This window comes from Alicyclobacillus macrosporangiidus CPP55 (genome assembly GCF_000702485.1).
In the GTDB taxonomy this organism is placed as follows: Bacteria; Bacillota; Bacilli; order Alicyclobacillales; family Alicyclobacillaceae; genus Alicyclobacillus_H; species Alicyclobacillus_H macrosporangiidus_B.
This window is the reverse complement of sequence record NZ_JNIL01000001.1, coordinates 2,362,798-2,382,060: the sequence shown is the minus strand read 5'-3', so window position 1 is coordinate 2,382,060 and position 19,263 is coordinate 2,362,798. Positions and strand designations below refer to the sequence as shown.

General features: G+C 53.2%; 16 protein-coding genes and 1 pseudogene. 12 read left to right on the top strand and 5 right to left on the bottom strand.

All coding sequences use genetic code 11. The features are described 5' to 3' along the window. The first annotated feature begins 18 nt into the window (after positions 1-18). From N687_RS0111920 to N687_RS0111865, 11 genes are all read left to right on the top strand, one after another. A complete protein-coding gene (locus tag N687_RS0111920) occupies positions 19-417 on the top strand; it encodes a hypothetical protein (protein ID WP_156040124.1) in 399 nt (132 codons plus the stop codon). A 364-nt stretch (positions 418-781) separates the two neighbouring features. Then, positions 782-1,771 carry an aldo/keto reductase gene (locus tag N687_RS0111910; RefSeq protein ID WP_029422061.1) on the top strand — a complete coding sequence of 330 codons (990 nt, stop codon included), beginning with the start codon at positions 782-784 and terminating at the stop codon, positions 1,769-1,771. Positions 1,772-2,078: 307 nt separating this feature from the next. After that, the gene (locus N687_RS0111905; RefSeq protein ID WP_029422060.1) at positions 2,079-2,501 is read left to right on the top strand and encodes a hypothetical protein; all 423 of its coding nucleotides are present in this window, start codon (positions 2,079-2,081) and stop codon (positions 2,499-2,501) included. A gap of 458 nt (positions 2,502-2,959) precedes the next feature. Continuing rightward, positions 2,960-4,657 carry an amidoligase family protein gene (locus tag N687_RS0111895; protein WP_029422058.1) on the top strand — a complete coding sequence of 566 codons (1,698 nt, stop codon included), beginning with the start codon at positions 2,960-2,962 and terminating at the stop codon, positions 4,655-4,657. 117 nt (positions 4,658-4,774) lie between these two features. Then, positions 4,775-5,257 (top strand): gamma-glutamylcyclotransferase family protein, encoded by a 483-nt coding sequence (locus N687_RS0111890; RefSeq protein ID WP_051663191.1) that lies wholly within the window; start codon positions 4,775-4,777, stop codon positions 5,255-5,257. Continuing rightward, positions 5,250-6,083, top strand: coding sequence for a hypothetical protein (locus N687_RS0111885; protein WP_029422056.1), 834 nt, complete (start codon positions 5,250-5,252; stop codon positions 6,081-6,083). The genes N687_RS0111890 and N687_RS0111885 overlap by 8 nt, the downstream gene beginning before the upstream one ends. A 25-nt stretch (positions 6,084-6,108) precedes the next feature. Then, positions 6,109-6,369: an AbrB/MazE/SpoVT family DNA-binding domain-containing protein gene (locus tag N687_RS0111880; protein ID WP_029422055.1), complete on the top strand. Its 261-nt coding sequence runs from the start codon at positions 6,109-6,111 to the stop codon at positions 6,367-6,369. Between the two features lie 726 nt (positions 6,370-7,095). Continuing rightward, positions 7,096-8,238 (top strand): DNA cytosine methyltransferase, encoded by a 1,143-nt coding sequence (locus tag N687_RS23170; RefSeq protein WP_029422054.1) that lies wholly within the window; start codon positions 7,096-7,098, stop codon positions 8,236-8,238. Then, positions 8,232-9,068, top strand: coding sequence for a NotI family restriction endonuclease (locus N687_RS23165; protein ID WP_081841347.1), 837 nt, complete (start codon positions 8,232-8,234; stop codon positions 9,066-9,068). Before N687_RS23170 ends, N687_RS23165 begins: the two co-directional genes overlap by 7 nt. Before the next feature lie 156 nt (positions 9,069-9,224). Further along, positions 9,225-9,671, top strand: a complete 447-nt coding sequence (locus N687_RS23160) for a very short patch repair endonuclease (protein WP_269320495.1) — start codon at positions 9,225-9,227, stop codon at positions 9,669-9,671. A 559-nt stretch (positions 9,672-10,230) separates the two neighbouring features. Beyond that, complete coding sequence (locus N687_RS0111865) at positions 10,231-11,892, top strand: IS1634 family transposase (protein WP_029422052.1); 1,662 nt, start codon at positions 10,231-10,233, stop codon at positions 11,890-11,892. A gap of 426 nt (positions 11,893-12,318) precedes the next feature. Here the strand turns inward: N687_RS0111865 and N687_RS0111860 are convergent, their stop codons facing one another. Further along, on the bottom strand, positions 12,319-13,536 hold the full coding sequence (locus N687_RS0111860) for an IS256 family transposase (RefSeq protein WP_029422051.1): 1,218 nt from the start codon (positions 13,534-13,536) through the stop codon (positions 12,319-12,321). Positions 13,537-13,604: 68 nt separating this feature from the next. Between N687_RS0111860 and N687_RS23915 the strand changes: the two genes are divergently transcribed. Next, positions 13,605-14,450, top strand: a complete 846-nt coding sequence (locus N687_RS23915; protein ID WP_156040123.1) for a hypothetical protein — start codon at positions 13,605-13,607, stop codon at positions 14,448-14,450. A gap of 453 nt (positions 14,451-14,903) precedes the next feature. Here N687_RS23915 and N687_RS25145 read toward each other — a convergent pair. The 4 genes and pseudogenes from N687_RS25145 to N687_RS0111835 all read right to left on the bottom strand — a co-directional run. Next, positions 14,904-15,188: pseudogene (locus N687_RS25145) on the bottom strand (transposase); the annotation flags it as partial. A 269-nt stretch (positions 15,189-15,457) separates the two neighbouring features. Further along, positions 15,458-16,144: a cysteine hydrolase family protein gene (locus N687_RS0111850; RefSeq protein ID WP_197029273.1), complete on the bottom strand. Its 687-nt coding sequence runs from the start codon at positions 16,142-16,144 to the stop codon at positions 15,458-15,460. An 11-nt stretch (positions 16,145-16,155) separates the two neighbouring features. Next, on the bottom strand, positions 16,156-17,019 hold the full coding sequence (locus tag N687_RS0111845; RefSeq protein WP_231493463.1) for a nitrilase family protein: 864 nt from the start codon (positions 17,017-17,019) through the stop codon (positions 16,156-16,158). Positions 17,020-17,168: 149 nt separating this feature from the next. Then, on the bottom strand, positions 17,169-18,692 hold the full coding sequence (locus N687_RS0111835; RefSeq protein ID WP_035462211.1) for a sodium:solute symporter family transporter: 1,524 nt from the start codon (positions 18,690-18,692) through the stop codon (positions 17,169-17,171). Positions 18,693-19,263: the final 571 nt, after the last annotated feature.

Here is a 19,263-nt window from a genome sequence, read left to right as displayed (position 1 = left end):
GACCCAGAGCCGAGAACGATGCGTCTTACCCGGCACTACACCGTGACCATTCACGACGGGGTGGCGGTGCTGCATCATGCGCCGCACCCCTTATGGCCGTGGTACTGGATGGACGCCGAACGGTACTTCAGAGAACGTGAGAAGGCATACCGGAAGCTGGCGCGTAGCGGACGACCGGACATTCGTGAGGTGCGCGGTTACAGCCTGTGGATCGACTACGCACAGGACGGGTTTGAGCAGCACACTGAGCCGGTGCGGTTTTGGCGTGACCAGATGGGGCTGATTTCGGTTTGGCTGTTCAACGTGTACAACTGGAGGACGAGCCGTGTGGCTAAACTCGCGAAGCTGCTGGCAAAGTGTGAAGTGAACGTCGGGGTGATGTCGTGGGAGGCGTTTGTGAGGAGGTATGGTACGTGACGGAGCTCCGACGATGGCGGGGCGTTGTCGTTTTGTTGGGACCGCCAATTTGCGTTATGATGAAGTTCGGTTTCAGTCACGTGAGCGTCAACAGGCTCGGCATACAATCAAGTGAAGTTATGATCACTGCGACGAACGGAGGCGCAGTCAGCCGCGCCCAATTTAATGACCAGCTCCATCTGACGATGGGGCTGCTCGTGTAATAGTGCAAACTTGCATCCACGACTTCGCGCCCATGCTGGGGTGCTGTCAAGCTTGAGGCTCCATACAGTGTCTCTCCAGCCATGTGAGTTGTGCTGACCGGAAACTTTGCTTATGATATCCATCGCAAGCAACCATCCAGCCAGCAAGGAGGCGGTTGACCGTGGAATTTGTCACGCTTGGCAACTCCGGTATTCAGGCGAGTCGGATTGGTCTTGGCACTTGGGCCATTGGTGGCTGGATGTGGGGCGGAACGGATGAGCGCGAGTCTATCCGAACCATCCTCCATGCATTGGACCAGGGACTCACATTGATTGACACCGCTCCGGCATACGGTGCCGGTCTGTCGGAAGAAATTGTCGGCAAGGCTGTGAAGGAATACGGGCGTCGGGAAGACGTGATCATTGCTACAAAGGCTGGACTTGAGTTACTGCCTGGAGGCGGCGTACGGCGTAACGCCACGCGGGAGGCCTTGTTCAAAGAGATTGATGACTCGCTTCGGCGACTCCAGACAGACTATATTGATGTGTACCAGTTACACTGGCCGGATCCATTGGTGCCAATGGAAGAGGTGGCAGCCACGTTCCATGAACTGCTTAAACAAGGCAAGGTCCGGGCACTTGGCGTCAGCAACTTCTCCCCAGAACAAATGCAGCGCTGGATGGCCGTCGCGCCGCTTCACACCAGTCAACCACCGTACAATCTGTTTGAACGTGAAATCGAAGAGGATGTTTTGCCGTTCTGTCGAGAGCACAACATCGCCACCTTGCTGTATGGCAGCTTGTGTCGTGGTCTGTTGACGGGAAAAATGAGGAAAGATGCTGTGTTCCATGGAGACGACCTGAGAAAGATAGATCCGAAGTTTCAACCGCCGCGTTACGAACAGTACCTCACGGCGGTAGACAAGCTGTCAGCCTTGGCTCGCGAATACGGGAAGACCGTTACGGAATTTGCGGTCCGCTGGGTGCTGGACCAACCCGGCGCGTCCGTGGCCCTGTGGGGAGCTCGCCATCCGGAACAACTGGACCCTGTCCGTGGAATTGAGGGGTGGCATATTCGTCCAGAAGACATGCAACGCGTGGATTCCATCCTGGCTGAAACCATCCAGGATCCTGTTGGACCAGAGTTCATGGCGCCACCGGCTCGCAATTAAAGGTGTGGATGACCCAACCGGTCCGCGGCATGAGTGTGGTTTACACCGGACCGGACTTTTTGTTACAGAAATCTGTACTGGACACGACAAACGCCGCCTCAGCCCTTTGGGCCATGCGGCGCCCCTAAATTTAACGCGTATTGGACGATTGGACGTCGTTCGTGTAAGTATGGAGCATAGGCCGCGAAGCACATGGAAATTATGGAACAGGGTATAAGCCGCCTTCATCCTAACGCCCGTTGACTGACCTTGAGCCGTGGCATACCCTGTCCTACACCCCTCCTTCGAGTGAAGGAGGGGTTTTTCCGTGTCTGAAGCACCGCAGACATTACCAGATGAAATCAGATTTAACCCCGAGACCGTGTTCGACACGGTTTGGTCTTGGATAAACGAACGCGATTACGTGTACGATTCGTGGACTGTGGTGTGCCGGGTCGTGTATCACCGTTTCCGAAAGGCGCCGTACAAAGAGTTTGTTGTGGACCTGATGCCTGATGACGGGCCAGGACATTCCGAGCGCTTTCGCATGATTGTAACTCGGCGCAGGCTGGAGAATCCGTCACACTCAAGACGCATGGATGAGATGGAAATGCTGGCCTACGCATGGATGGTATGCCTATACGTGCAGGAAGCAGCGGCGCAATGCCCTTATCATCAGCCTCGTGTGGAGTTGTTTTGTCGGCTTAATCCGCTGTCTGACGTGAGGGCGGAGGTGCGTGTGTCTCGATGAATCGTTTGACCGAGTACGATTTCGACGCAGACGCTTTGTTTTGCGCCCTGGACCGATGGTTCAAGCGACATTGTGGAGACAAGGAATGTGAGGTCATTCCGGTATGGGTGTATGGGCCTGGCGGTGTGGAATGTAGCGTGGAACTTCGCACCAGGTCCTCGTGTGAGACCATCTGTATCGCAAGCATAAGCGACCGTGGCCGAGGAAATTTTGATTTCCCGTATCTTCGTCCCAAAAGGCATGGCGCCGAAGCCCTCGCATATGCGTGGATTGTTGCAGCTTACCTGGAAGAGAAGGGACTTCGCGTACGGCTTAGGCCCACCATGGATGCTCTTGCGAAGTTGCAATCTTTCATTCTGTTGCCGGAAGGGCAATATGTGATGCATTGAGGCTTCAACGTCTCTGCATTGGGAAGCAGTTGCCCTGCACCCCTCCTTCGAGTGAAGGAGGGATTTTTTATGCCCGCATCGTGCGCAGTCTGTGCCAAGCGTCTTACAAATCCGGTCTCCGTCCAGCGCGGCACTGGCCCGGTGTGTGCAAGGCATGTGAATGAGTTCATCGCCCTCATCTCCGCCGAGCGTGCTCGAACCGTACGAGAGTCCTGGGCGCAGACCAGGCGGCGTGTGACGGTTAACGGTCAAGAGGTAGAACACACCGTGATGTTGGGCGTCGACCAGATGGCCATCGCTAACGCCAAGGCCCGGTATCTGGCCCGCATCCGTCGCGTCAGAGAGGTGCCCGTCAGCGCAGGGTTAGTGCCGTCCGAATACTCAGCGACCCGTCACCGAAACGAAGACATCCTGTTCGAGCGGTTTGGCAGCGGCGCTGCGCTGGTGCACTCCGGCTCGGAACGCGATTACGTCATCACCACCGACCGAACCGGCGCCCATGCCGAGCACTGCTCCTGCCCCGATCATTGGTTCCGTAACCGTCCCTGTCGGCACATGCAGGCATATGAGCTGCTGGCTGCCCGCCAGCGGGCAGATTCACCATCGTCTGCCGAGCAGCACTCCACGGAATCGGAACGTGGGCTTCGCAGTGATAACCGCATCACGTCTGTGCCAACCATAATCGGTTCGGTTGTGGACCGCGAAGCCGCGTGGGAGAACGAGCGCGACCGGAATCTGTACGTTTGGCAGGAGCGTCATACCCACGATGGGGTGTTCGTCAGCGAGAGCGACGAGGCGTGGACTGCCCTGCGCGATGCCGTCGCCCGTGATGGCGGCCTGGGAGACTACGAAACAGAAGACGTGCTCGACGGCGTGAATACCACGTTCGGAATTGAACTCGAAGTGGAGGGTGTGCGAGGCGATGACGTTGCGTTCGCGCTGCATCGGGCAGGGTTGTCCGACCGATTGGCGATGGGAAGCTACTCGACCAGATTCGCGCCTGGGACCTGGGGAGTCCGAAGCGACGCCAGCCTGGCAGGAGGTTGCGAAATCGTGTCCCCCGTGCTCCGGGATACGCCGGAAACGTGGCAGGCGATAGCGGAGGTCACGAGGATCTTGCAGGAACAGGGCGCTCAAACCAGTCAGCGCACAGGATTCCATATCCACATGGCTCATGACATTCTCGACGACCGGGGTTACCGTTGGCAACGGCTCGGGCGGTACATGGTGGGATATTCCCGCGAATATCTCCAGATGGGGGCGACGAGAAGCCGTCTGACGCGGCCTGAAATGCCCAATCAACATCGAGGCACAAGTTACACTCAACCGCTCCGAAAGACCCACGTGTTGAAGCTCCGGAAAAACGACACCGCGATGGAGGCGTCCAGGAAAATCATCGGCTATCGGAATCACGACTCGCGGTACAAGATGATCAACACTGCCAAGTTCGTTGAACGGGGTGTACCGACGGTGGAGTTCCGGTATCCGAACGGCACGGTCGATCCGGTTGTCATCCAGCGCCAGGTGCAGCTTGCCAACGCCACCTTGATGCAGTCCGCATACCTGCGCAAGGACAAGCCCGGCGCCGACCGCCTGCCGCGACTCTTCAGCAGTGACCGAGGTGTCGAACTGGAGCAACTGCATGCGCAGAGCCCAGAGTCCCGGTTCCGGTTGTATCTGGACACGTTCGGCAGCGACCGTCTGCGGAGGATCGCGACGGGGTTGTGGGTTCGCGGGGCCGTACCCGCATTTCTTCTGGATGTATGAGATTCGTTGACAGGATTGGAAGGATAGAGTATACTTCATGAACAGGAAGGATGAGTTAATTCATGCGAACGTTGGTATAGTTGGTACATCTGAAGGGCGGAAAAGGAGGCGAGGTGTGTGCTCTACTTCGCCTATGGAAGCTGCATGAACCATTTGGATTTCATGAGGACATGTCCGACCGCGCGGCTCGTATCTGACAACGCGGAGCTTCGCGGATACAGACTCGTGTTCAACGGCCGGTCGATGGCGCGCGGCGGCGGGGTGGCGAACATCCGGCGTGCGCAAGGGCACGTGGTACACGGAGTGCTGTGGGACGTGCAAGACCCGCGCGAGATCGCGGCGCTCGACCGGCGGGAAGGGGCCCCACACGTGTATCGGCGCAGGCGAGCGAAAGTGTACGTGGGCGAGACGCCGATGTGGGTGTGGACGTATGAGTTGGTCAGCCCGCTGTCGGTCGAGGTTCCGCCGTCGGAGGAGTACGCCGGACTGATTGTGGATGCGATTTCGGATCCTGCGTATCGGGAGACGGTGTTGAAGCACGTTCGTTCGCTGTGGGAAGGCGAGGAAAGAAGCATGGAGAGGGTGATGCTGCATGGCTGAACCGGTGTACGAGATCACAGAGCGGGTGTACGACGGAACGTTTGACACTCTCTGGCGGTCGAAGTTCTGGACACAGCTCGAAGATGGAAAACCGGCGACGAAGGAGTTCATCGTCAAGTACCTCGACCGTGAGGCGGTCGAGACACATTGTCTGGCCGGGATTCTGACGTATGTGATGGACTACCCGTACTTTGACACCGATGACGAGATTACCAAGGCCCTGATGCGCTTGGAGATCGTCAAGCCACTGCACCATGCGTTGACCATGCAGGGCGTGAGGTCGCGGATTGTGTACGGGTCGGTGACGCTGTTTGACAACACCCAGCTGCCGCCGTATGCCGGCCCGGAGGAAGCCGCTGAGTACGAGGACATGGAGTGGAGCGACGAGGAGCCCGTCGAATGGAATCTGTTCAACGATAGGACTCTCATCCAGTCGCTGATTCGTAACGAAGCGCTCGTCGTGATGGAGCGCGCGGACGTATTCGTGCTTCGCGGCGACGCGGCACTGAGAAAGGTGACGCAGGGCCACTGCGGGATCTGCCGGTATCTCGTGCGCGACCGCGAGGACGACCCGGACGGTGGCCTTTGCACGGCGTACTACCAGCGGACGGCGGATGATGCGCCGATAGGGTCTTGTTGCACGGACTTCTACCCACGGCTGAAACGGGAGAAACCGCCTGCGGACCGATATGTGCTGATTGAGCCCGACATGATCTACATCCCGCCGTACACCGCACGGGCGCTGTTTGACATTGATGGAAGCGAGTCTGATTGGTTGAAGGAACTCAGGAAGGAAATCGCGAGGCAGGGACGGGACACAGACTGACACGTAATAATGGGGAGGAATGTAAATGAAGGCGACCGGCGTGGTGCGCCAAGTCGATCAATTGGGGCGTGTGGTGCTGCCGATGGAGTTGCGGCGCACGATGAACATCCATGAAAAGGATGGGCTTGAGATCTTCACGGAGGGGGAGCACATCATTCTGCGCAAGTATGAGCCGGGGTGCGTCTTCTGCGGAGAGGCGGAGGACGTCCGGGAGTTTCGGGGGAAATGGGTGTGTGAGAAGTGCCGGGAGGACATTGCTGCAAACGTTCATGTCCAAGTTTGGTGACGACGAAGCCCGCCGGGAGGCGGGCTGTTTTGTTGTCGACGAAGACTCTAAAGTCACTCTTTGGACACAAATAGTGAAATTGATGAAAAAGATAGCCGTTCAGTTCACTTCATCATAATCTTCTGTTAAACTATACAATATTAATCGTTACACCATAATTTGAGATTTGATCGCCATAAGTGAGAGATTGGCCTTGCAACCCATGGTGTTTTAGCTACGCCAAAATGTCTAAAAGTTGATGGCGTTTGATGTAAAAGCTTTGATGGGTACTTGACCAAGTCCGAATCACCCAAGACCTGTGAACGTTCATGTTGTCTACCGAAACCCGAACAGGTGTCGCATCTGCAGCCGAGGTGAGCCTGTCAAGGCAATCCTTGCGCCTTGACAGGCGGAAAGGACGACCGATACTGGTTACTGTGGCTGAATCCACGCATTTGTGGATTCAATGTCCAGGCCGTCCCCAGAATGCACTAAAACGGACAATTTGCGTCGTCATTCAATCTTATGTTACCTGTATACCCGAAATCGGGCATTTTAGCTCGTCACCATGACCAGCCAAAGTGGAGCAATCGCTTGACTCGGACTTTGCCTTCGTCAGAATCAGGACATCAGACACCGTCAACCTTCGGACAAAATAGCGTAGTAGTAACACCATGGTCAAGAGGAAAACGCTGATCGTTGTCGAACATTAAGATGAGAACGTTTGTTTGTATGGAGATATAGGAGATGATTCGCTTGTTCAAATACACTTGCATAGACTTATTTGCTGGAGCAGGCGGTCTATCCGAAGGGCTTAAACAAGCTGGGTTCACTATTTTGGCTGCAAATGACTTCGATGAAGCTGCTGCGCTAACATACAAATATAACCATCCGGAAACAAAGTTTATCGATGGTCCCATACAAGAGGTTTCATCGGAGTACCTCTTATACCTAACCGGCTTGCAACGTGGAGAATTGTTTTGTTTGGCAGGCGGACCCCCTTGTCAAGCGTTCAGTGTTTATAACCACCAACGAGGGATGCATGACGAACGTTCCGGTCTTTTTCGCGAGTACATTCGCTTAGTCGAGGGACTCATGCCACAGTGGATCGTCATGGAGAATGTGACTGGCATGACTTCGGTCGAAGACGGACTTGCTATCAAGGAGATAACCGAGAGTCTCAAAGCCTTGGGTTACGATGTACAACATCGAGTCCTGAAGGCGGAAGAATATGGGGTTCCCCAAGAACGTAGGCGAATCTTTTTCATTGGTAACAGACTTGGAATACCCGTTGAGTTTCCGGAACCTACTCATGACGGGGTCACTCGTCCGTTTGTAAACGTGGAGCAGGCTATTATGGATTTACCTGAGTTGGGCGTGAATGACGGAAGTGAAGTTGCTGAGTACACAAATCCACCATTCAGCGAATACCAAAAGGAGATGAGACAAAACTCCAGTCTTCTTTACAACCATACATCACCGAATCTAGGCGAAATTAACATAAAACGTCTCGCCTACATTAAGCAAGGTGGTAGTTGGAGAGATATACCTGTTGAGTTGCTTCCCGCTGGAATGAAAAGGGCACGCCGTTCCGACCACACTAAGCGATATGGTCGTCTCGCGCTGAACGGATTGAGTTGCACTATCCTAACCAAATGTGATCCCCATTGGGGCTCCTATTTTCATCCAACACAAGATCGGGTTATATCAGTTCGGGAAGCCGCAAGATTTCAGTCGTTTCCAGATAGATTCCGTTTCCTGGGTTCGAGAGTTGAGCAGTATAAGCAAGTGGGCAATGCAGTTCCACCACTATTGGCGAGAGCTGTTGGACGCCAAATTATCAAAACGACTGAATCAACTCAGCGAGTATTGGAGGAATCTCTTTGCTGAAGCCCACGGACTATATCGTTGAAGTTCTGGGCTGTCCTGCAGAAGAAATGCACGAGCCTGTGAACGCTGACTACCAGTGCCCCTATATTGATGATCGGTGTATCAAGCGAGGACACAACACGGGTGATCCCTTTCCTGTTTGCACTCTTTGGAAACACAGGGGCGTAGGAAAGAATCGTGTTCCAGACCGTCCTGTAATCGTTTGTCCTAAGCGTTTTTTTGCAGCAAATCTAATTGACGACATTCTGGAACACTGTTGGACAGGAACCTACACTAGAGAACACATCGCAGCAGTCCGTGAGATCAAAATGGGTCATGCGGGAAACGTGGACATGGTAATTTGCGATACGTCCAAGTTCCCTGCCATCGAAGACTTCATTTCTGTCGAACTGCAGGCAATTGATATAACTGGTAGCGTATCCGATGTTTACACAGCACATCTTAATCGAACAATATTGAATTCCACTCCGAAATACAACTTTAACACCGCAAACGTCTTTAAGCGATATTTGACTCAGTTGATAAAAAAAGGGTACTTCCACCATACATGGGGGAAGAAAATTGTTGCTGTAGTTCAAGATTTTTTGCTTGAGGATATAAGAAAGCGCGTGCGATTTGCGGCTACTGACCCAAAGGACGAGAATACTAGTATTGTGTTTATGTCGTATACGCTTGACCCGAACCACAAAAATGAGGATGGATTCCTGGAGTTACGTCTAAAGGATATAGTTGGAACTGAGCATAGTGCTTTGATGAATGCTGTTGTCTACGAAAGGCCTCCCGATCGTGATAAGTTCATCTCGGCGATAATACGTCAATTACGGCGATGAAGTACAGGCCTTGCTTACAGGGGCGATTCTGGCCCTAGGGTAACCATTGTTTATACTACCACGCAATGTGCGTTCGGTGTATCTGGTTCATGTGCAGAAACATCCTGACGGTTGCCTCTTCGGTGTTACAGTTACAATGGTTATGGGTGAAGAATTGTGGACGTATTGTATCCTGAATCCCGCAGGAAAAACATGCAGGCTATACGTTCAAAGAGAACAAAATTGGAGAACAGGGTATGCCGGGAGCTATGGCACAGGGGATTACGTTTCCGCCGCAATGTAGCCGATCTGCCTGGAAAGCCGGACATTGCAGTGAAAAAGCGGAAAGTGGTTGTGTTCATCGATTCTTGTTTTTGGCACGGATGCCCTGACCATGGCCATATACCAGCGACCAATTCAGATTACTGGCTTCACAAGATACAGCGGAACCGGACGCGGGATCGGGCAGTGAACCAGTTTTATACGGACAGAGGATGGCGAATCAAGCGCGTCTGGGAACACGAATTAAGGGAGAACTTTTCCGGAGTAATTGAGGCCTTGGTTAATGAGCTGACACAACCGTGTCATGTCGAACGAGCGAATAGCTCTGAATCAGCTACATAAGGTCTGCTAAACGGATAAGAAGACCCATTACGACGAGGGTTTTGAGCGTTCCTATAGGTACCCATCGAACATTGAGCGCGTGGACCAGGATTGACATGCGGTTGAAGGCGAGTTGGCTGAAGGCAAGTGCCTGTACAGGCTTTGCTCAGTTTAGGTACATTTGCAAAGGAAGAGTAGGGAAGCCAGCGTTATGCACCCATTGGTTATGAAGCCAGAGCAGCAGCTTCATCTCCCTGATTGCGGTACTTGAAGTCGATTAGGGGGTGTGGATTTGCAATACATTAAATTGCCTCGTGCCCTCACGTTGGATACAGCACACGTCTTCTCTGAGAAGCTAAGTGCCATTCCTCATGATGAGGAATACATACCCGAGTTCGACAGTTGGTAGCACCCTGTAGGCAGATGGATGAAATTGGGGTGCAGCAGTGGTGCGGCTTCTCGGGCTTATCCACAGGCATACGGGGATCATTTGTCGCGAAAAGTTGTAGGCATGCATAGGATTGTGGATAACTTTATTTACTTGTTGTTATTTTGGTAGTATGTTTCGTATAATGTAGATATGTACATACGAACTATCCGCCGTAAAAACAAAGATGGCTCCATCACCGGCTACGTCCAGTTGGCCCATAACTACCGCGACCCCAAGTCCGGTCAGCCCCGCGCCAAGGTCCTCTACACGTTCGGCCGTGAGGACGAGCTGGATCTCGACGCGCTCCGCCGCCTCGCTCAGAGTATTCACCGTTTCGTCGGAGACGAGTTTGCTGCCGGCCGCGGCCAGTCCGAAAGCGTCCAAACCACCTTGCTTGACAGCCGGCCCATGGGCGGTGCTTACCTGCTGGACCAGCTCTGGCGCAAGCTTGGCTTGGATGAGGCCATCCGTACGCACTTGTCCGGGCGGAAGTTCCGCACGGGCATCGAGCGCATCGTGTTCGCGATGGTGGCCAACCGCGCACTCAACCCCTCCAGCAAACTGGCCATCGAGGAATGGGTTGAACGTGAAGTGGCAATTCCGGAAGTCGATTCGTTCGACGTTCAACAGGGATACCGGGCCATGGACTTTCTGCTGGAGGCAGCGGATGATTTGCAATTCGAGGTGTACCGCCGTGTCAGTGACCTGCTGAATCTGGACGTGGACCTGCTATTCTTTGACACGACCTCCACCTACTTCGAGACGGAACAGGAGTCCGAGGAGGGGATTCGCCGCAAGGGGTATTCGAAGGACCACCGCCCCGACGCACCGCAGGTGGTGATTGGCCTGGCGGTGACGCGCGAAGGCATCCCCGTCAGGTGCTGGACGTGGCCGGGGAACACGGCCGACATGAGCGTGGTGGAAGAGGTCAAGCGCGACTTGGTGGGATGGCGCTTGGGGCGGGTGGTTACGGTGGTGGACCGGGGCTTCGCGTCGGAGGAGAACCTGCGGACGCTGCAGCGAGCAGGCGGCCACTACATCGCCGGGGAGAAGATGAACTCGGGCAAGGACACGGTGGACACGGCATTGGCCCACCCGGGACGATTCCGGACGCTCCGACCGAACCTCAAGATCAAGGAAGTGATTGTCGGGGACGGAGAAGCGCGCGTTCGGTACGTGCTGGCGTTCAATCCGGAGGAGGCTAAGCGGGACGCGGCGCGGCGGGAGTTGCAATTGCTGGCGCTGAGGGAAGAGTTGAGCCGTCTCAAGGAGCTCAAAGGCGACGCACACACCAAGGCACACTGCCGGTTGATGAGCCACCCCGGGTACAAACGCTACCTGAAGCAGGACAAGTGGGGGAACCTCCGGATCGATCCCGCCGCTGTCCGGGAGGCTGCCCACCTGGACGGGAAATACCTGATCCGTACGTCTGACGACACCCTTCCGACCGATGATGTGGCGCTGGGTTACAAACAGTTGCTCACGGTGGAGTCGGCGTTTCGGACGCTCAAGCATACGTTGGACCTCCGGCCGGTCTACCACCGCAAGGACGAACGAATCCGGGCCCACGTGTTGTTGTGCTGGCTGGCACTGCTGCTGGTGCGGATCGCGGAGAACCGGACGGGACGGACGTGGCCAGATATCCGGTCACACATGCAGACGATGCACCGGGTCACACAAAAGACGCCGCAGGGAATCGTGGTGCAGCGGACGGAGACAACTGAAGTACAACGGGAGATTCTTGGTGCCCTGCAGGTCGCGGAGCCTCCGCGAGTTCTGGGCATCCGTATGAACACGCCGCTCGGGCTGTAGTTACTACACGAGTTATCCACAGGTCTTGCGAATCCATGTCGGGCTTGACTTCGCGAGACTTTGTGTGACTACCAACTGTCGAACTCGGGACATACTTGATTACGGTTTACTCGGTTCGGTTGAGCCATTTGGGATGTTAATGGTAGGCGCATGTATTCGAAAATTCTTGGACGACCATCCGTCAAGTATATTTCGTGCCATAAATTGGTAGTGTCCCGTCAAGTGGTGTAATTTCACCGTTTGTGTCTAATATGTGACATCCATGGCTTTGTCCCGTCGCGGGAGTATATCGACCTTCGTCGCTCCGTCAAGGGGTGTTGCGCTCGTCCGGTCGGACGCCCTTGACGTCGCTCCTGCCGGTCGAATTTAGGCGCCTAGGGGACAAAGTCAATGTTTGCGTGTAACATACACGCCACCTCCTCTCAGCTATTTCTGTAGTACGGCGTTCGGTGCCAGCAACGTTCGGTCTGGCTTTAGTTTCGCCATGGACTCCAGACTGAAGTAGCGTCGAGACACCATCCACTCCTCATGTTGCTCCTGCAGAATGGCCCCCATTAGGCGCAACACGGACTCCCGATTAGGGAATATTCCGACCACGTCCATCCGCCGCCTCATCTCTCGGTTCAGGCGTTCCAGCGGGTTGGTTGAGCAGATCTGTCGCCAGTGCTCGCCTGGCAGCGCCATGAACGCCAACACGTCGTCCTCGGCGGCCTGCAGGATCTGCATGGCCTTCGGGAACTTGTCCTCAAGTTGCTTCACCACGTTCCGTAGTTGCGCCCTGGCCGCCTCCTGCGTGGGTTGTGCAAAGATGGTCCGGATTATCGCTGCCACCATCGACTGCTGCTTCTTCGGCACCTGGCTGAGTATGTTCCGGATGGTATGCACCTTGCACCGCTGCCACACGGCCCCCGTCAACACTTCGGATATCGCCTGCCGAAGTCCCAGATGAGCGTCGCTGACCACGAGCCTGACGCCCCGCAGCCCACGCTCCTTCAGGCCTCTGAGAAACTCGGTCCAGAACGCCCCGTCCTCACTGGTTCCTAGGTCGAACCCCAATACCTCACGCTCTCCGGTGTCTGTCACGCCTATGGCCACCACAAACGCCATACTCTGTACATGCCCACCTTCCCGCACCTTCGGAAACGTAGCGTCCAGCCAGATGTACGGGTACTCTCTTTCCAACGGCCGCTCCTTGAACTGAAGGACGGCCTCATCCAACTGCTTGCACAGCCGAGAGACCTCGCTTTTGCTGATACCATCTAACCCCAGTGCTCGTACCAAGTCGTCCACCTTTCGGGTGCTGACCCCGTTGACATACGCCTCCTGTACGACGGTTGCCAGAGCCCGCTCGGTTCGGCGACGTGGCTCGAGGATAGAGGGAAAGAAGCTCCCCTTACGGAGTTTGGGGATGTTCAGCTCAACCGTTCCCAGACGGGTATCCCACTGCCGTTTCCGATATCCGTTACGCTGCGTAACACGCTCCTCACTGCGCTCATAGCGCTCAGCGCCAATTTTGTCCGTAGCTTCAGCGTCGATAAGAAGCTGGGCAAAAATCCTCATGAGTTCACGCAGGACGTCGTTATTTTCCACGCCTTGGAGCTTGCGAATCCACTCAAGAACTGCGAAGCTATTGACAGAAGCCATCGTTGCGTTCCTCCTACTAGTTTGTTTCGCCACACTCTAGTAGACACGCACGGTGGCTTCGTCGTCAATTGTGGACGACGCATTTTACACCACTACTTGAGACTTTAACCATAAATTTTGAGGATAAAGATTACGCAGCTCACATGGGCTTTTTCAAGTCCATACGTCTTAATTATGGTAAGGAACCAGGTGAGGCATTCGGTAGCTCGACATACGTGCCTATCACGAAGATAGAGATCGACGATTTAAGAAAACTTGCTCGGTTCAAAGGTGAGCACATTGGACATGCTATTGAACGTAAATCGAGAGAGTTGGCTTTAGTTTTGTCCCAAGGAGCCAGAGATTTATCTGACCATTTGACGTTTTCGATACGAGAACTGATGCGTAATGTTGTCGAGCACAGTGAGTCCCCTGTAATCTGGTTAGCGGGTCAGTATTGGCCTACCAAGGACCTGGTTGAAATCGCATTGCTCGATGAGGGTATCGGTGTTTCATGTCACTTATCTAGAAATCCATATCTCGAAATCCGAAATGATGCAGATGCCCTGCTCTTTGCTATTGAACCTGGTATATCTGGTAGCGCACTTCCCGGTAGGAAGACTGTGGAGGATGATATGTGGGACAATTCAGGATTTGGTTTATATATGACAAGTAGCTTGTGTCAACTCGGCGGAGAATTTGCGATTTGCAGCGGGACAAGTACATTGCACTTGAGTGGAGGCCAGACGCGGTTTCTTAACTCATGTCATCATGGAACTGCGGTGATGATGAGACTTTATGTATCCAACATGCGTAAATTACAAGATGTAATAGAAGAACTGGTCCGACAAGGGGAAAGACGAGCACGTAAGAATCGGCGTATCCGAACTAATGTCACAGCTTCTAAAGTTTCTCGATTATTGGTAACTGACTAAAATTCCTTCCGGATGTGAAACCGAGTAAGCTGTAGCCGCTCACGCCAATGGCGGTGAATTTCTCACCGCCATTGGCGTGAGAGTTGTACCGACATTCCGCCATCTTGGTGGTCGTTGTTCCGTCAGTCACTTCAGGTGTGCAGGAGCGGCCGGTTATCCGGTCGCCCCCCGACTCCTGGTCCGCCAGCACCCGCTGGATGTGGGCGTCTCCCACCACTTCACTGTTCTTGGCCGCCACATCGTACAATGCCTGCAGGCAGATTTGGTTTACCACTCGTGGAATTCCTCTGCCCACACGTTGCGCTTATATAACTGCCGTGGCCATGTAAGACAGGATGTCCGCAATGACCACATCTGGGCGGGCGAAGCCGGTCCAGATCCGGGTCCACACAAAATTGCAGGTAGGACTCGACGTCGGGAAAGGAGATGGTATAAGATTGAGACATAACTCAATTAGGGCACGGTGAGAACCGTGACCCCGCAGAAGAGAGACCGAGGCCGGTAAACCTTGGGGGTCTCTCTTCTTCTTTTATCCCTCCTGTCGATGATTGTCTGTACGATACGGATCGTCATACGACAATCACCGGGAAAACCCTCCGTCAACGAACGCAACAAAAAAACGCTCATCTTCCGCCAAACAGCGTGAGCGGTTACACGCTGGTAGCGGGCGAATAGTTCCATAGAGAACTTGCCGTTCCGAACCCGGGGCACACGCAGGACCAGTCGGTCGACACGGGTCCTGTGGGCTCTCACGGTACTGACAAAGGGCACGACGCTCGCGGTAAAATGTACGTCTCAGCACCCTGAGACGTACACCTCACCGCAATGGCAGCCCAAAAATCGTTTGCCAGTATGGCATTTGTGACCTGGTTAAATTGGATATCCGCTCTCGATGGCTGAATTGTCCATAAGTCCAAAATCGCGGTAATGTGTTTTACTATCCCGACATCCTCTTTGGCCGACACCGTGTCTGATCGAGACTTGGGTTTCATTATGGTAATCGCATTTTACAATTGGCTACCATTGTTGACCTTGATGGTTTGAATAACATCATTCGTAGATCGTACTTGGCAATAGACACCCCCTAAAATTTCTACGGAGGCTTGGTGTAACGATTCGTGGAAGGCTGCACAAGCATCTTCTACAAGGATAACAGCGTACCCCCTGTCCGCAGCATCGCGTACTGCTGTGTCCACGCATTGGTTCGTGACGACGCCAACAACAATCAGGTTCTCAATCCCCATATTTCTGAGGATTTGATCAATGTTTGTGCCATTGAATACTCCCGAGCATGTCTTCTTTAGGACGATTTCGTTTGAAAGCGGTCTGAGTTCTTCTATGATCTCACCATCTTTGGAATTTGGTGCGGCATGAATCCTGGCGCACTTGTGTTCACGACTTCTATCCCTCCCATCGATCGTGAGCGACTCGATGGTGCAGTATATTACTTCGATCCCGTTTTCTCGACACGTGTTGAGGAGGCTTTGAATGTTCTTTGTAATCAGTGACAACCTCGTTTCATAATACGTTGTATCGATTCCTCGCTCACGAGCTTCCTTCACTAAACCAAAATCGGGATGTGCATCAAGATACTGCATATCAACAATAAGAAGAGCGGTTGTATGCCTAAACAATTTCACTTCGGCTGCTGGCGCAAGAAGCGGCTTCAGCGGATCTACAACGTATTGATTCAAGGTCAATCCCCCTAAATATTGAAGTCCCCGTAAATGTCCTCCCGTCGATCGTGAAGGATGTGGTTCAAATCGTTAAACGTTTTTGCCCGCCTGGATTGGACAAGATTACATTCCGCAAGGATGATTTCCTCCGTGTCGAAGCCCGCTGGTCCAGCCAAAGGAAGTCCATTAGGTCCAACGATTACGCTTCGGCCCAAAAACGGCTGGTTCCGCTCGATGCCCACTCGGTCCGCGGCAGCGACAAACAGACCGTTCACGTGAGCATTAGACATACAGAGTTGAATAGCCAAGGGTAAATCTTCTGGCTGCTGAGCGGGCATCGGAACCCAGTTCGTGCATACGCAAACCAGATCTACGCCTTGAAGGGCATAGCGTCGAAAGGCTTCCGGAAACCAGATGTCATAGCAGATCAGCAATCCAATTCGACCCATGGGCGTATGAAAGACAGGCAGTCCGAGGTTTCCCGGCTCGAAAAACAGTTTCTCTTCATACCACAGGTGCAACTTTCTAAACGTACCCAGATGCCCTTGCGGTCCGACAAATACGGCAGAGTTATATAACAAGGCCTGGTCACGTTCACATATTCCACCGACTACATATACGTTGAGTTCTCTTGCAATCTGAGTCCATGCCTGTATTGTGTCACCCTCTGGGACAGTCTCAGAAAGTTGGTATGCTTCCTCCCGTGAGTTGAACACGTAGCCTGAGGAGCATAACTCAGGCAGAACAATCAATCTTGCTCCAGACTGAGCTGCTGCGCGAATCATCTGGAGCGACTTCTCCAGATTTCCAGCCCTGTCCCCCACACGAGGGGCGTACTGACAGCAAGCAATAGTTACATCACTTTCGTGCCACGCCAAGCGGTTATCCAACACCTTCATCACTCCTTACCAAAGGTTCCCGGCTCTCCACTCTCGCAGAAAATAATAGAGGATTGAAAGGAGAGTGCAAATGCTCCCGACAATACCCAGCATGATAAACACCAGAAAGAAACTATATCCTGCCTGCATCTTGGCGCCTCCTTTCAGCCACGAACAACTTCGACTTGTTCCGATGATACAGAGGAAACACTCACGCCGGCCCTATCTGCTCTATACTTCCGGAACGAGGCGAAATTGAACGTTTCCGGTTGTAGCCAGCTCCAAACGACCGTCAACGTCAATGAGATAAAGCCGCCCGCAATCACGCCTGGATATGGGCCACCCCATGTGATGTGGGTGACGGGAATTTTAACAAAGATTAAGTCAAACGTTCCATTACCGTAAATAAAGAGTCCAACTATGCTACCTATCAGTGCGCCATAAAAAACGCCGTGGCGATTCGTTTTGCTCCAAAACAGTCCGAGGGTAATGGGAATGATGTATGCTGCATTGATAACCCCCATGAGTGTCAGAAGAGAAAGCATGGTCATCGGTTCAGGCCAAGCGGCAATAATTGTAACCACCGCGATCACAACGGTAGCAATTTTCCCAGCCTTCAGTAACTGTTTATTTGTCGCATTCGGATTGATGTACCGTTGATAGATGTCGTTCATAAAGATTGCTGCGACAGCATTAAGGAGTGCTGCCAATGTTGACGCGATTGCTGCCCACAATAGCGCCAAGAATAACACTCCGCCCAACTGTCCGGTGTACTGTGAAACAATGTCCGGCGCCACAGAGTTGACCGGATTGGGCTTAAAACCGGTACCTAAGGCAACTAACGCCAAAGAACCTGTAGCGATGGGAACGAACATCCATCCCAGCCCGGAGAATAAGTACGTTTTGTTCACAGTCGATGGACGCAGGGAATATGCTCTCTGCCAGAATGTGTTGTCCATGAAAACTTCTCCAATGCCAATCAGCGGACCAGCGATCAACCAAGCGATACCCGTTGGGTTCGTAAGGCTGAGTGCGCTAGGGGACAGTTTTTGTATACCGGAATATACCGTGTGGAACCCTGCATTCCCAAACACCCAAGCAGGGAAAATAAAAACGACAACCATGATCAGCATGCACTGAAGGAAGTCCGTTCCGAGGACGCTGCGCATTCCCCCGAAGGTAACATATGCGGTGACAATGGCCACGGTAATCACTAAACCTACGTGAAACGGAACCCCGAATACAGATTGCAGCAGTATACCTGCGCCCAAACCTTGAGTTAAGAGCCACCCAACATCCCAGATGATTAGCGCAATGAGAAACAACACGTAGTTTTTATGGTCAAACCTTATTTGGAAAAAGTCACCTACTGTACGCCCATTAGGTATCGCCGTACGAATACGTTTTGCCAGTGGCGCGAAAGCCATCACGCCAAGGCCGCCTAACAAAGCGTAGCCCAACACACCGAGAATCCCCATGTCGTAACCACTTTCGGGGGCTGCCAAGATCGTGTTTCCCGTAATCCAGGTCGCGAGTAGAGTGGCAGATCCCAATCCGATGCCAACGTTTCGGCCACCAACCAAGTAATCATCAGCAGACTTCACGCGTCTCGCAATACTCAGCCCGATCCAAGCCCATATTGCACCAAGTACCACAACCACCACAATGCCAAGCATTGATTGGCTCACGGTTCTTCACTCCCCCTCATCTCATCTCAACGAAGACTTTACTCTTCATCTTGGTCGATCATAGTGAGACGGCCCCTTCCAGCTGCAATTAAAAGACCAAAAAGTACCACGAGGAATAGAAGGCCGAGTATATCCCAAAACACCATGGAAGCCGACATCCTACTCACCCCCTTAACATCGACCGCCTTTCTCGTGTGCTCACGCTAGGCCTCCCAGGGATCTCTGTTGTGGCCCTTCCAATGGAGGTTACGGATCATTCGGTTGATTCGAGATTTTATTGATTCACCCTCACCCCCTTTTAGGTGCTGCAGGCCAAGGGCACATCCATCCAGCGCAGGACCTCCCGAATGTTGAGACTGAGGATCATTACGCAACGAATTATACCCATGAAACAGTTCATGTCAATGTTCATTACATTAATGGCTAGGAATCTCTGAGAAGCAATACAGTTTCAGTCGATCATGTTATGTTTTAATTTAATTCGTGGGCGTCCTTCTAGTAGATCGGCGTTATGTTTTTGCTTGTGTAATACTTGTTGACTTTTCTTTCCCGTCGAGTCCTTTGCTCCTTA

Coding starts and splice junctions, on each gene's coding strand:
- N687_RS0111920 (WP_156040124.1), top strand. CDS start 19: ATGCGTCTTACCCGGCACTACACCGTGACCATTCACGACGGGGTGGCG.
- N687_RS0111865 (WP_029422052.1), top strand. CDS start 10,231: ATGTACATACGAACTATCCGCCGTAAAAACAAAGATGGCTCCATCACC.
- N687_RS0111880 (WP_029422055.1), top strand. CDS start 6,109: ATGAAGGCGACCGGCGTGGTGCGCCAAGTCGATCAATTGGGGCGTGTG.
- N687_RS0111895 (WP_029422058.1), top strand. CDS start 2,960: ATGCCCGCATCGTGCGCAGTCTGTGCCAAGCGTCTTACAAATCCGGTC.
- N687_RS23170 (WP_029422054.1), top strand. CDS start 7,096: ATGATTCGCTTGTTCAAATACACTTGCATAGACTTATTTGCTGGAGCA.
- N687_RS0111860 (WP_029422051.1), bottom strand. CDS start 13,536: ATGGCTTCTGTCAATAGCTTCGCAGTTCTTGAGTGGATTCGCAAGCTC.
- N687_RS0111885 (WP_029422056.1), top strand. CDS start 5,250: ATGGCTGAACCGGTGTACGAGATCACAGAGCGGGTGTACGACGGAACG.